Origin of the sequence: Rhodococcus ruber NBRC 15591, assembly GCF_001894945.1 — a bacterium.
GTDB classification, from domain to species: Bacteria; Actinomycetota; Actinomycetes; order Mycobacteriales; family Mycobacteriaceae; genus Rhodococcus; species Rhodococcus ruber.
Genome location: NZ_BCXE01000021.1, coordinates 81351 through 93986 on the forward strand (window position 1 = coordinate 81351; position 12636 = coordinate 93986).

The 12636-nt window shown below is 73.2% G+C and carries 11 protein-coding genes; 4 read left to right on the top strand and 7 right to left on the bottom strand.

Going from position 1 to position 12636, the window contains the following annotated elements; translation table 11 throughout:
- Positions 1 to 78: 78 nt before the first annotated feature.
- Together RR3_RS13460 and ptsP are read right to left on the bottom strand one after the other, a co-directional pair.
- A complete protein-coding gene (locus RR3_RS13460) occupies positions 79 to 1389 on the bottom strand; it encodes a uracil-xanthine permease family protein (protein WP_026137737.1) in 1311 nt (436 codons plus the stop codon).
- Positions 1390 to 1456: 67 nt separating this feature from the next.
- A complete protein-coding gene (gene ptsP, locus RR3_RS13465; RefSeq protein ID WP_010592631.1) occupies positions 1457 to 3142 on the bottom strand; it encodes a phosphoenolpyruvate--protein phosphotransferase in 1686 nt (561 codons plus the stop codon).
- Between the two features lie 138 nt (positions 3143 to 3280).
- On the opposite strand from ptsP, the gene RR3_RS13470 reads away from it, so the two are divergent.
- Genes RR3_RS13470 through RR3_RS13485 form a run of 4 tightly spaced genes read left to right on the top strand, consistent with a single transcriptional unit; the run spans position 3281 to position 7408 of the window.
- On the top strand, positions 3281 to 4048 hold the full coding sequence (locus tag RR3_RS13470) for a DeoR/GlpR family DNA-binding transcription regulator (RefSeq protein ID WP_010592632.1): 768 nt from the start codon (positions 3281 to 3283) through the stop codon (positions 4046 to 4048).
- Positions 4045 to 5061: a 1-phosphofructokinase family hexose kinase gene (locus RR3_RS13475; RefSeq protein WP_040271897.1), complete on the top strand. Its 1017-nt coding sequence runs from the start codon at positions 4045 to 4047 to the stop codon at positions 5059 to 5061. The genes RR3_RS13470 and RR3_RS13475 overlap by 4 nt, the downstream gene beginning before the upstream one ends.
- Before the next feature lie 9 nt (positions 5062 to 5070).
- A complete protein-coding gene (locus tag RR3_RS13480) occupies positions 5071 to 7113 on the top strand; it encodes a PTS fructose transporter subunit IIABC (RefSeq protein WP_010592635.1) in 2043 nt (680 codons plus the stop codon).
- Positions 7114 to 7150: 37 nt separating this feature from the next.
- The gene (locus RR3_RS13485; RefSeq protein ID WP_010592636.1) at positions 7151 to 7408 is read left to right on the top strand and encodes an HPr family phosphocarrier protein; all 258 of its coding nucleotides are present in this window, start codon (positions 7151 to 7153) and stop codon (positions 7406 to 7408) included.
- 2 nt (positions 7409 to 7410) lie between these two features.
- Here the strand turns inward: RR3_RS13485 and RR3_RS13490 are convergent, their stop codons facing one another.
- From RR3_RS13490 to RR3_RS13510, 5 genes are all read right to left on the bottom strand, one after another.
- Positions 7411 to 8487: a membrane protein gene (locus tag RR3_RS13490; RefSeq protein ID WP_017680668.1), complete on the bottom strand. Its 1077-nt coding sequence runs from the start codon at positions 8485 to 8487 to the stop codon at positions 7411 to 7413.
- A complete protein-coding gene (gene hflX / locus RR3_RS13495; RefSeq protein ID WP_010592638.1) occupies positions 8487 to 9935 on the bottom strand; it encodes a GTPase HflX in 1449 nt (482 codons plus the stop codon). Before hflX ends, RR3_RS13490 begins: the two co-directional genes overlap by 1 nt.
- Positions 9936 to 10033: 98 nt before the next feature.
- Positions 10034 to 10900, bottom strand: coding sequence for a diaminopimelate epimerase (gene dapF / locus RR3_RS13500; protein ID WP_017680669.1), 867 nt, complete (start codon positions 10898 to 10900; stop codon positions 10034 to 10036).
- Positions 10901 to 10909: 9 nt separating this feature from the next.
- Positions 10910 to 11845, bottom strand: a complete 936-nt coding sequence (miaA, locus tag RR3_RS13505; protein ID WP_010592640.1) for a tRNA (adenosine(37)-N6)-dimethylallyltransferase MiaA — start codon at positions 11843 to 11845, stop codon at positions 10910 to 10912.
- Positions 11833 to 12549, bottom strand: coding sequence for a class III extradiol ring-cleavage dioxygenase family protein (locus tag RR3_RS13510; protein ID WP_010592641.1), 717 nt, complete (start codon positions 12547 to 12549; stop codon positions 11833 to 11835). Before RR3_RS13510 ends, miaA begins: the two co-directional genes overlap by 13 nt.
- Positions 12550 to 12636: the final 87 nt, after the last annotated feature.

Genomic DNA, 12636 nt, shown 5'->3' on the forward strand with positions numbered 1-12636 from the left:
GCGCTCCTGTATCCGATGACGTACGTCACGCTCACGGTAGACATCGGAAGGCCCGTCTGACGCTGACAGGAACGAGCGTTATTTGTGACCGGACACGCCGGGCGCTCGACGGCGCAGGTCCGCCGCGCGGCGCAGGAGCGGGTAGGCGATCAGGATGCCGATCGAACCCCACGCGATGCCGCCGAGCTCGACGGAGCCCACGGTGAGGGTGAGGTCGCCGATCCCGGCCACCAGCGCGGCGGCGGCCACCATGAGGTTGACCGGATCGGTGAAGTCGACCTTCGCCTCCATCCAGATCCGCACGCCGAGAATGCCGATCAGGCCGTACAGGACCAGGGTGGCGCCGCCGAGCACCCCGTCGGGGACGGTGAAGACGAGGGCCCCGAACTTCGGCGAGAAGGCGAGGACCACGGCGGTCGCGGCAGCCACCCAGTACGCCGCGGTCGAGTACACCCGCGTCGCGGCCATCACGCCGATGTTCTCCGCGTAGGTGGTGGTGCCCGAGCCGCCGCCGACCCCGGCGAGCGTCGTGGCCAGGCCGTCGGCGAGCAGCGCGTCGCCCGCGACGTCGTCGAGGTTGCGGCCGGTCATCGCCGCCACGGCCTTGACGTGGCCGACGTTCTCGGCGACGAGAACCACCACGACGGGCAGCGCCAGCAGCACCACGGAGAGCTCGAACGCCGGGGCGCGCAGTTCGGGCAGGCCGAACCATGCGGCGTCACGCAGGGCCGTGACGCGTTCCTCGGCGAGTCCGCCGGTGACGGCGGCGAATACCCAGCCGACGACGACGCCGACGAGAATGCCGAGACGGCCGACGAGTCCGGGGCCCAACACGGTGACGAGCAGGATGGCGGTCAGCGTGATCGCCGCGACGAGCGGCTGGGCTTCGAAGGACCCGACCGCGACCGGCGCGAGATTCAACCCGATGAGCGCGACGATCGCGCCGGTCACCACGGGGGGCATCAGTGCGTCGACGACGCGGGATCCCAGCGCCCTGACGACGAGTCCGACGAGGACGAGGGCGAGGCCCACGGCGACGATGCCGCCGAGCTGGGCGGCGGGGCCCTCCGCGGCCGAGGCCGTCAGCGGTGCGATGAACGCGAACGACGAGCCGAGGTAGCTCGGTACCCGGCCGCGGGTGATCAGCAGAAACAGGGCGGTGCCGACGCCGGAGAAGAGCAGCGTCGTGGTGACCGGGAAGCCGGTGATCGTCGGCACGAGCAGCGTCGCGCCGAACATGGCGACGACGTGCTGCATGCCGATGCCCACGGTGCGGGGCCAGGACAGTCGTTCGTCCGGGGCGACGACCTCGCCGTCGGCAACGCGACGCCCGTCGCCGTGCAGGGTCCAGCCCAACCCGGCCGTCCGTGTCCTCAGTTGTTCCTTCACAACGGGGAATGGTAGGCGCCCGCCCCGGTCCGGTCGCATCGGCTGCTCCCGGCGGCGATCGCGTCCGTCAGGCGAGTACGCGGGCCGCCGCGTCGCGGGCTTCCCCGGGGTCGACGGCGCGGAGCACCTCGTCCGCGGCCTCGCGGCAGCGGTCGAGGGTCACCGCGGCGAGTCGGGACCCGACACCGGCGACGGCCGCGGCCGCACACGACAGCGAGGTGACCCCCATGCCGGCCAGGACACAGCCGAGCAACGGGTCGGCGGCCGCCTCCCCGCACACCCCGACTCGCTTGCCGGCGGCGCGTCCGGCGGCGGCGGTGCGGGCGACCAGGGCCAGCACAGCCGGCTGCCACGGATCGGTGAGGGATGCGAGGTGGGGCGACATGCGGTCCGCGGCCATCGTGTACTGCGCGAGGTCGTTGGTGCCGATCGACAGGAAGTCGACGTGTTCGAGGAGACGTTCGGCGAGCAGCGCGGCGGCCGGCACCTCCACCATCACGCCGGGCACGAGCCCGCGGGCGCGGACGGCAGCGGCGAAGTGTGCGGTCTCGGCGACGGTCGCGATCATCGGTGCCATCACCCAGGGCTCGGTGCCCGTGCGCGCGGCCGCGGCGGCGACGGCGTCGAGCTGCCGGTCGAGCAGTCCCTCGGTGGCGTTCGCAATCCGGATGCCGCGCAACCCGAGTGCCGGGTTGTGCTCGTCGGGATGGTCGACGAAGCGCAGGGGCTTGTCGGAGCCCGCGTCGAGGGTCCGCAGGACGACCTTGCGGCCGGCGAAGGCGCTGAACACCTCGGCGTAGATCTCCGCCTGCTCCTCGACGGTGGGTTCGGTTTCCCGGTCCAGGAAGCACAGCTCGGTCCGGAACAGGCCGACTCCCTCTGCGGGGGTCGCGCGGGCCGCGCGGGCACCGGCGCCGTCCTGAACGTTGGCGAGGATCTCGACGCGATGCCCGTCCTCGGTGGCGCCCGGGCCGGCCCACGACGCGATGCGCGCCTGCTCGCTGCGGGCCGCGGCGACCGCAGCGGCCGCCTCTTCGGGGTCGGGATCGAGGCGGAGCTCACCGGCCGCGCCGTCGAGCAGGACGCGGACGCCGGCCGGGACGGTGTCGAGGTCGGCCGCCGCGACCACGCAGGGGATGCCGAGCTGGCGGGCGATGATCGCGGTGTGACTGGTGGGCCCGCCGAGGGTGGTGGCGAGTCCGATCACCCGGCTCGGGTCGAGGCCGGCGGTGTCGGCGGGGGCGAGGTCCTCCGCGAGCAGGATGGACGGCTCGTCGGGCAGGTCGAGACCGGGTTCGGGATGGCCGGCGAGTTCGGCGATCACCCGGTCGCGGATGTCGAGAAGGTCGGTGACGCGCTCGGCCATCAGCCCGCCGAGCTTGGTGAACATGTCGGCGAACTGGTCGGTGGCACCGACTGCGGCCTCGATCGCGCCGGATCCGCTGCGGATCTTCGCGGCGACGGCGCCGAGCCACCCGCGGTCCTCGGCGAGCTGTGCGTTGGCGAGCAGGACCTCGGCGGCGGCGCCCGAGGCTCGCCCGGCGCGACTGCGCAGCCGCTCCGCGACCGCGCCGGCGGCGGCCCGGAAGCGCTCGGCCTCGGCGTCGCGTGCGGTGTCCGGGATGCGCTCGAACGTGGTGGGGATCTGTGGCCGCGGGGCGGGGCGTACGACGGGCCCGTAGGCAACCCCGGGCACGACCGGCGTGCCCCGCACGATCGAGATCTCCGCCGCTGCGGGGATCGCCTTCTCCATGTCTCCTCCTCGCCGCCCGGTGTGTCGGGATGAGCCTCCGGGGTAATTCTGTGATCGAGATTACTCCGAACCATTGACATGTCAACACATACGGGCGTAAAACAACATGAAACAACATTCAGCGGCAAGGAGCCCGGTGTGTACGCAGAGGAACGGCAACAGGCGATCGCCGAGCTGATCGGCCGGCGGGGACGGATGTCCGTCGCCGACCTGGCCACCCGCTTCCGCGTCACCACCGAGACCGTCCGCCGGGATCTGGCCCTGCTCGAACGGCTGGGACATGTGCGCCGTGTGCACGGCGGCGCCATCCCCACCGCTGCACTCACCGTCACCGAACCCGCACTGAACGAGCGCGAACACACCCACGCCGCGCAGAAGGACCGGATCGCAGCCGCGGCGGCCCGGTATCTCCCCGCCGCCGGCGGCAGCGTGGTGTTCGACGCCGGCACCACCACCGGCCGCCTGGTGGCGGCCCTGCCCGCCGACGTGGACCTCGAGGTGGTCACGAACTCGGTTCCCATCGCCGCGCGGCTCGCCGGACTCGGATCGGTGCGTCTGCACATGCTCGGCGGCCGGGTCCGCGGGATCACGCAGGCCACGGTCGGCGAGGATGCGCTGCGGTTCCTCCGCGCGCTGCACGTCGACGTCGCCTTCATCGGCACGAATGCACTCAGTGTCGGCCACGGCCTGTCCACTCCCGACCCGGACGAGGCCGCCGTCAAACGCGCGATGGTGCGCTGCGCCGACCGGGTCGTGGTCCTCGCCGACTCCTCCAAGATCGGCCGGCAGCACCTCATCAGCTTCGCCCCCGTCGACGCCGTGGACGTTCTCGTCACCGACACCGAGCTCGACGACACCGACTGCAAAGAACTCACCGACAACGGAATCGAGGTGGTGACGGCATGATCGTCACGCTGACCGCCAATCCGAGCCTAGACCGGACGGTGGCGCTGACGGGCCCCCTCGTCCGCGGCGCCGTGCACCGCGCCGCCGCCACCCGCGTGGACCCAGGTGGCAAGGGCGTCAACGTCGCCCGGGTGCTCCGCGCGGCCGGACGCCCGGTCCTGGCGGTCCTGCCGGGGAACACCGGCGACCCGCTGCTCACCGCGCTCGACGACCACGGCATCGGCTACCGCGCCGTGCCGACCGGGGGTCCCGCCCGCAGCAACATCACCGTCGCCGAGCCCGACGGCACCACCACCAAGTTCAACGAACCCGGGCCGGCGTACACGCAAGGCACCCTGGAGTCGCTGCGCCGGACCGTCGTGGACGCCGCCGCCGCCGCCCACTGGCTGGTGATGTCCGGATCCTTGCCACCCGGTGTGCCGACCGACTGGTACGCCGACCTCGTCCGCGCCGTCCGCGCCGCCGTTGACGGGTCCGCCTGCCGAATCGCCGTGGACACCTCCGAGTCGCCCCTGCTGGCGCTCGCGGCCGGGTTCCCGGACGCCGCACCCGATCTGCTCAAGCCGAACTCGGACGAGCTCGCACAGCTCACCGGCGCGGACGCCACCACCCTGGAATCGGCGGCGGCCGCCGGCGACACCGAACCCGTCGTCGCGGCAGGACGACGACTGGTCGAACGTGGCGTCGGGGCGGTACTGGCCACACTCGGCGCGGCGGGCGCGGTCCTGGTCACCGACGAGGGTGCGTGGCACGCAGTCCCCGGCCCCGTGACCGCGCGCAGCACCGTCGGCGCCGGCGACTCCTCCCTCGCCGGCTATCTCGTCGCGGAGCTGGCCGGACTCGATCCCGCCGAACGGCTCCGCCACGCCGTCGCATACGGCTCGGCAGCCGTGGCCCTGCCCGGCACCACGCTGCCCGGACCCGACGACGTCGCCACCGGCGCTGTCGAGGTCACCCCGATCCGTCCCCGCCCCCTCGGCACCCCCTCCCCGGTCCTCCCTCACCCCCAGTAAGGACACGCCATGCCAGACCTCGCCTCCGGCCCCGCCTCCGGACCCGCGATCATCGACGACGGCCTGATCGCACTCGACGCAGACCTCGGCGCCGACAAGGAGTCGGTCATCGCCGCGCTCGCCGCGCGGCTCGCCGACGCCGGCCGCGCCACCGACGCGGCGGCACTGACGGCCGCCGCCCTGGACCGGGAGGCCAAGTCGGCCACCGGCCTGCCGGGTGGGATCGCCATCCCGCACTGCCGCGCGGACGCCGTCGCCACCGCATCGCTCGGCTTCGCGCGGCTGTCCCCCAAGGTGGACTTCGGCGCCCCCGACGGACCCGCGGACCTCGTGTTCCTGATCGCCGCCCCGGAGGGGGCCGGTGCCGAGCACATGAAGCTGCTCTCCTCGCTCGCCCGGGCGCTCGTGCGGCCGGACTTCGTCGGTTCGCTGCGCGAGGCCGCCACCGCTGCGGACGTGGTCGCGCTGGTCGAGGGAGTGCTTCCGAAGCCGGCGCCGGCTACCGCTGCGGCCGCCGAGCCCACGCCGCCCGCCACCGAACCCACGCCGGCCCCCGCGACCGCCGAGCGCACCATCGTCGCCGTCACCGCCTGCCCGACGGGGATCGCCCACACCTACATGGCCGCCGACGCCCTCAAAGCCGCGGGTGAGCGCGCCGGAGTCACGGTGCGGGTCGAGACCCAGGGCTCGAGCGGCAGCACACCGCTGCCGGCGTCCGTGATCGCCGGCGCCGACGCCGTCATCTTCGCCACGGACGTCGGCGTGAAGAACCGGGAACGGTTCGCGGGCAAACCGCTCGTCGCCTCGGGTGTCAAACGAGCCATCAACGAGCCCGACGTGATGGTCGCCGAGGCGGTCCGCGCGGCGAAGGATCCGTCCGCGAGCACCGTCGACGCGGCCGCCGTCGCCGCCGCCGCCGACGAATCCTCGTCCGGCGAGGTGGGCTGGGGAGTTCGGCTACGGCAGATCCTGCTGACCGGCGTGAGCTACATGATTCCCTTCGTCGCGGCGGGCGGCCTGCTGATCGCTCTCGGCTTCCTGCTCGGCGGGTACGAGATCACCGAGCCCGCCGCCGACATCGTGGTGAACAACTCGCTCACCGACCTGCCGGACGGCGGCCTGCCCACCTACCTCGGCGCGGTGCTCTTCCAGCTCGGCTCGCTCGCGTTCTCGTTCCTGGTGCCCGCACTCGCCGGCTACATCGCCTTCGCGATCGCCGACCGGCCCGGTCTGGCACCCGGCTTCACCGCCGGCGCGGTCGCCGTGTTCGTCGGTGCCGGGTTCATCGGCGGCCTCGTCGGCGGCATCATCGCCGGCTTCGCCGCGCTGTGGGTGGGCCGCATCCCCGTCCCGGTGTGGGCGCGCGGCCTGATGCCGGTGGTGATCATTCCGCTGTTCGCGACCCTCGCCGTCGGCGCCCTGATGTTCCTCGTCCTCGGCAAGCCCCTCGCCGCGATCACCTCGGGCCTGACGAACTGGCTCAACGGCCTGTCCGGGAGCTCGGTCGTCATTCTGGGCGTGATCCTCGGCCTGATGATGTGCTTCGACCTCGGCGGCCCGGTCAACAAGGCCGCCTATGCGTTCGCCGTCGCCGGACTCGACGTCTCGAACAACGCATCGCTGCAGATCATGGCCGCCGTGATGGCCGCGGGCATGGTGCCGCCGCTGGCGATGGCGCTGTCGTCGACCCTGCGACCGGGGATCTACAGCACCGCCGAGCGGGAGAACGGCAAGGCCGCATGGCTGCTCGGGGCCTCGTTCATCTCCGAGGGCGCAATCCCGTTCGCGGCGGCGGACCCGCTGCGGGTTATCCCGTCCATGATGGCCGGCGGCGCCGTCACCGGCGCCCTGGTAATGGCGACCGGGACGACCCTCAGCGCCCCGCACGGCGGCATCTTCGTGTTCTTCGCCATCGGCAATCTGCTGTGGTTCCTCGTCGCCCTCGCCGCCGGCACCGTCGTGGGTGCGCTCTGCGTGACCCTGGCCAAGGAGGTGCACCGACCCGCCCACCTGCGCAGCAGCGACACCGCGGCCCAGCCTGCCGTCGCCTGATCCGATCGACGACCGTCCCTACCCCGAAGGAGTTCTCATGCCCAGCACCACCGTCACCGTCGGCTCGTCCATCGGCCTGCATGCCCGGCCTGCCGGCATCATCGCCGAAGCCGTGGTCGCCGCCGGAGTCCCGGTGACCCTCGCCGTGGACGGCGGCGAACCCGTCGACGCGGGCTCGGCGCTGCTCGTCATGACGCTCGGCGCCACCCAGGGCACCGAGGTCACCGTCACCAGCGACGACGCCGACGTGCTCGCCCGCATCGCCGAACTGGTGGCCGCGGACCTCGACGCCTGACCTCAGCCGCGGCGGCGGCGCGACGACCGTCGCCACAGCCCGCCCGCAGCGGCGGCGACCACCACGATGCCCGCGGCGATCGCCGCGGGCATCGCGCCGCGCGGGGTCCGCACCGGCTCCGGCGCGGCCACGGGCCGGAAGAGGGTCACCACGTCACGCCACACCCGCACGGGCGGCAGGGCACCACCGACGGATTCGGACGCGGTCAGCAGGTCCCCGTCCGCGGTGAAGGCCACCGCCTCGCCCTGTGGTTCGCCGGGCACCGGCACCCGCAGGGACGGTCCCGCCGCGAGCGCGGCCGCGACGTCGCCGTCGGGGGCATGGAAGAGGTGGACATCGGTGTACGTGCGTACCGCGGCGACGGTGCCGTCGGGACTGATCGCGCCGCCGGTGATCAACGTGGAGGACGCCCCGCCGACGGGGCCACCGGGGGTGTCCGTGGGACCGAGGGTGACGGTCCCGATGCGTTCGAGAGGGACCGGACCCGGCTCGGGCAGCTCGTCCACGCTTCGTCCGCCGGCCGGCCGGTAAAGGCCGGCGCTGCCGAACAGGGGCTTGGAGACGATCAGCGGCACCCCGTCGCGGGGGACGAGCAGCGTCTCCGCATCGCGTGGGCCGTCGGGGTAGGCGAGCCGGTGCAGACTCCCCGCGCCGGTCTGCGGGTCGACCGAGATCAACGCGACGGTGTCGCGTGCGGCGCGATTGTCGCCGAGGTCGCCGAGCCAGAGCCGGCCGTCCGGACCCGCGGCCAGGTCCTCCACGTCGTACGGGTCGACGGCCGGCGGGATGCGTCGCAGCACCGCACAGTCGTCCCCCAGCTCGAAGACCGCCTCGTCGGCACCGGCGTCCGGCACCGCGAACAGTCGCCCCCCGGCGACGGCCAGGCCCGACAGTTCCGCGAGGGCAGGATCGGCGGGGGTGCACAACACGCTCCCGTCGACCTCGGCGGCCGGGGCGGTGGTCTGCGCCGTGGCGGCCGGGGCGGTGGTCTGCGCCGCGGCGACCGGGGCGGTGGTCTGCGCCGCGGCGGCCGGCGACGACACCGTCGCGACCACCAGGGCGACGAGAGCGCCGCGCACTAGGCGGCGTACTCGACCAGGGCCGACGCGAGGGCCCGCGGCACGCGGGCGTGCACGCGCGTACCGTCCACCTCGTGCGCGGAGGTCAGGACCTGCCCGTCCGAGTGGATCCGCGCGAGCAGGTCCCCTCGTGTGTACGGCAGCAGCACCTTCACCTCGACGTCCGGGTGTTCGAGCAGCGCGGCGAGGTGCTCGCGCAGATCGTCGAGTCCCGCGCCGCTGCGCGCCGAGACGAACACCGCGTCGGGGAGCAGGGCACGCAGTTCGGCGACGGTCAGCGGGTCTGCGGCGTCGACCTTGTTCACCACGATGAGCTCGGGCGGCGGCGGCGCGTCGGACTCGCGCAGCACGTCGGTGATCACCTCGCGCACCGCCTTGATCTGGTCGGTCGGCAGCGGGTCGGACCCGTCGACGACGTGCAGCAGCAGGTCCGCGTCCGTGACCTCCTCGAGGGTCGACCGGAACGCCTCGACGAGCTGGGTCGGCAGGTGCCGCACGAACCCGACGGTGTCGGTGAGCACGTACTCGCGCCCGTCCGGGAGTTCGGCCCGGCGGGTGGTCGGATCGAGCGTCGCGAACAACGCGTTCTGCACCAGCACACCGGAACCGGTGAGCTTGTTGAGCAGGCTCGACTTGCCGGCATTGGTGTAGCCGACGATCGCGACCGACGGGATGCGGTTGCGCATCCGCCGGGTGCGTTTGGTGTCGCGAACGGACTTCATCGCCTTGATCTCGCGGCGCAGCTTGGCCATCCGCTCGCGGATACGGCGACGGTCCGTCTCGATCTTCGTCTCGCCGGGACCACGCAGGCCCACGCCCCCGTTGCTGCCGGCACGGCCACCGGCCTGCCGCGACATCGATTCGCCCCAGCCTCGCAGCCGCGGCAGCATGTACTCCATCTGCGCGAGCGATACCTGCGCCTTGCCCTCGCGGGAGGTCGCGTGCTGGGCGAAGATGTCGAGGATCAGCGCGGTGCGGTCGATGACCTTCACCTTGACGATCTTCTCCAGGGCGGTCAGCTGCGCGGGGGTGAGCTCGCCGTCGCAGATGACGGTGTCGGCGCCGGTGGCCAGAACCACCTGGCGCAGTTCCTCGGCCTTGCCGGAACCGATGTAGGTCGCGGCGTCGGGACGGTCCCGGCGCTGGATCAGGCCCTCGAGCACCTGGGAACCGGCGGTCTCGGCCAGGGCGGCGAGCTCGGCGAGACTCGCCTCGGCCTGAACCGCGGTGCCTCCGGTCCAGACCCCGACGAGCACGACCCGTTCGAGGCGCAGCTGCCGGTACTCGACCTCGGTGATGTCCTCGAGTTCGGTGGACAACCCAGCGACGCGGCGCAGGGCGCTGCGGTCCTCGAGTTGCATCTCGCCGACCGACGGGTCGGCGGCGGCCCAGCCGGGGACGCGGTCCGTGTCGCCGGTGGCCGATTCGTTTCGTCGTGTGTTCGTCATACACGACCATCGTCCCACTTCGGGCGCGCGGACGCATGCGACTTTCCCGGTGTCCGCGCAGGGCGAAACCGTGCGACGACGCGGCGTCGCCGTGACAGTCAGTCCAGGCCGTCCCACCAGTGATCGCCGATCGTGCCCGACGCGACCAGCACCGAGGGGCCACGCAGCGCGGCCCGGCCGTCCTCGAGGCGCACCTGCACCGCCCCGCCGGGGACGTGCACCCGGACGGTGCCGGAGTCGGCGCCGTCGAAGCGCAGCGCCGCCGCGGCGGCGGCGACCGTGCCGGTGCCGCAGGACCGGGTCTCGCCCACCCCCCGCTCGTACACCCGCATGTCCACCGCGCCCGCGGCGATCGGGGTGAGGAACTCGATGTTGACGCCCTGGGGAAAGAAGCCGGGGTCGAAACCCGGACCGGACAGGTCGAGGGCGGCCAGGGTCGCCGCGGTCAGGTGCGGATCGACGCAGGCCAGATGCGGGTTCCCGACGTCGATGCCCAGACCGCGGTACACCCGGCCTTCGATGGTCGCGGTCGACTCCCCCAGCTCGCGCACCACGCCCATGTCGACGGTGACGTCGCCGTGCGTCGCGTCGGCGCTGTGCACCTGCACCGGCTTGCCGCCGGCGCGACTGCCGACGACGAACGCGTCACGCGATTCGAACCCGCCGGCGGTGACGAAGTGCGCGAACACCCGCACCCCGTTGCCGCACATCTCCGCGATCGACCCGTCGGCGTTGCGATAGTCCATGAACCAGTCGTCGGCGGCCGTCCCCTCCGGCAACGCGGGCAGGACCCCCGCGTCGACGAGCGCCCCGGCCCGCGCCACCCGCAGGACCCCGTCGGCGCCGAGACCACGACGACGGTCGCACAACGCCGCCACCCGCTTCGGCTCGAGGGAAATCCGCACCTCCAGATCGGGAAGGATCACGAAGTCGTTCTCGGTGCCGTGGCCCTTGCTGAAGTCCATGCCGCCACCTTAACGACGGTCCGCCCCGGCGAGAACTCGAAGCGCCGCGTCCCGCAGCGCAGGATCGGCGCCGTCGATCCAGTGCACCCGTGGGTCCCGGCGGAACCACGAGCGTTGCCGGCGCACATAGCGCCGGGTGCCGATGAAGGTGCGCTCCCGCGCGTGTGCGAGGTCGCACTCCCCGGCCAGGTACTCGAGTACCTGCGCGTACCCGATCGCCCGGCGAGCCGTGACCCCCTCGCGCAGCCCCCGTTCGCACAGCGCCGCGACCTCGTCGACCAACCCCTGCTCGAACATCCGGTCCGTGCGCCGCGCGATCCGGTCGTCGAGCGCCGCGGTGTCCCGGTCCACCCCGAGCACGACCGTCCCCCATCTGGGTTCGCCGATCTGCGGCTGCGACGCCGCGAACGGCGCCCCGGTGAGTTCGACGACCTCGAGTGCGCGGACCATGCGGCGACCGTCGGTGGGCAGGATCGTCGCCGCGGCCACCGGGTCGGCCCGGCGGAGCGCGTCGTGCACCGCGGCCACCCCCTCGTCGGCGAGCAGCGCCTCCCACTTGGCGCGGACCTGCGGATCCGTCGCGGGGAACTGCCACTCGTCGAGGAGCGCCTGGACGTACATCATCGAGCCGCCGACGATGATCGGCACGACGCCGCGCGACCGGATCGCCTCCACGTCGGCGGTCGCGGCCTGTTGATACCGCGCGACCGTGGCAGTCTCGGTGACGTCGAGGACGTCGAGCTGATGATGGGCGATGCCGCGGCGCTCGCCGACGGCGAGCTTGGCGGTGCCGATGTCCATGCCGCGGTACTGCTGCATCGCGTCGATGTTGACGATCTCCCCGCCGAGTTCCTCGGCGAGATCCAGGCCCAGGTCGGACTTTCCGGTGGCCGTCGGGCCGACGACGGCGACCGGGCGGACGGGGTCGACGCTCACGGCCGCCACATCCCCACGTGGTATCCGACCCCGTACGGCGCGCTGCTGTGGGTCGTGGCGGCCGACGCCGGTCCCTCGGGACCGAACACCGCGGCCAGCACCTGCCAGGCCGCGCGGCCGTCGCAGACCGTTTCGGCGCAGAGTGCCGGGTCGAGCGCGGCGAGGGCGGCGACGTCGCCGACCGCGAGGGCGACGCCGAGCGCCTCGTCCAGGTTCTGCGCCTCGGGACGGTAGGAGCCGGGAGACTTCGCGGTGAGCGTGGCGGGACCGTCGGCCACCACGAGCAGTGCCGTCGGGGTGCGGTCCGCGTCCAGGGTGCTGCGCAGCTGCCGCCCGAGCCGGGCGCAGTCCTGCGGGGTCGTCCCGGCCGGCACGACGTGCGTGGTGGCGCGCACGACCGGTGCGGTCCGGTCGCGCAGCCAGCCCGCGATCAGCGCCGGCAGCGGCAGCTGCGGATCGGGGGTCCCCGTGGCCGCCGGCCCGAGCGCGACGACCAGGTCGACGCCGAAGCCACGGAACGTTCCGACGGCGGTGTCCGGGACGTCCGTGGCGTCCGTGCCCGCACCGACGACGACCCACCGTGCCGCGGCACGCAGCTCCGTCCCGACGGCGAGCACGGCGGCGCGCAGGTCGGCGGTCTCGGCGGCCGCGGAGCCGGTCAGCTCGGGAACGAGCAGGGGCGGGGACGGCACGAACGCCGCGGCGATCAACACACGGGCCACCGTAGTCGACCCGACCCGCCGACTCGCGGCCGTGCGACCTGTTTCAATAGTGGGCGGGCGTGGTCTCGGAGCGACCTC

Excerpts from the sequence above, each read along its gene's own strand:
- RR3_RS13485 (WP_010592636.1), top strand. The coding sequence starts at position 7,151 with ATGCCCAGCACCACCGTCACCGTCGGCTCGTCCATCGGCCTGCATGCC.
- hflX (WP_010592638.1), bottom strand. The coding sequence starts at position 9,935 with ATGACGAACACACGACGAAACGAATCGGCCACCGGCGACACGGACCGC.
- RR3_RS13480 (WP_010592635.1), top strand. The coding sequence starts at position 5,071 with ATGCCAGACCTCGCCTCCGGCCCCGCCTCCGGACCCGCGATCATCGAC.
- dapF (WP_017680669.1), bottom strand. The coding sequence starts at position 10,900 with ATGGACTTCAGCAAGGGCCACGGCACCGAGAACGACTTCGTGATCCTT.
- ptsP (WP_010592631.1), bottom strand. The coding sequence starts at position 3,142 with ATGGAGAAGGCGATCCCCGCAGCGGCGGAGATCTCGATCGTGCGGGGC.
- RR3_RS13475 (WP_040271897.1), top strand. The coding sequence starts at position 4,045 with ATGATCGTCACGCTGACCGCCAATCCGAGCCTAGACCGGACGGTGGCG.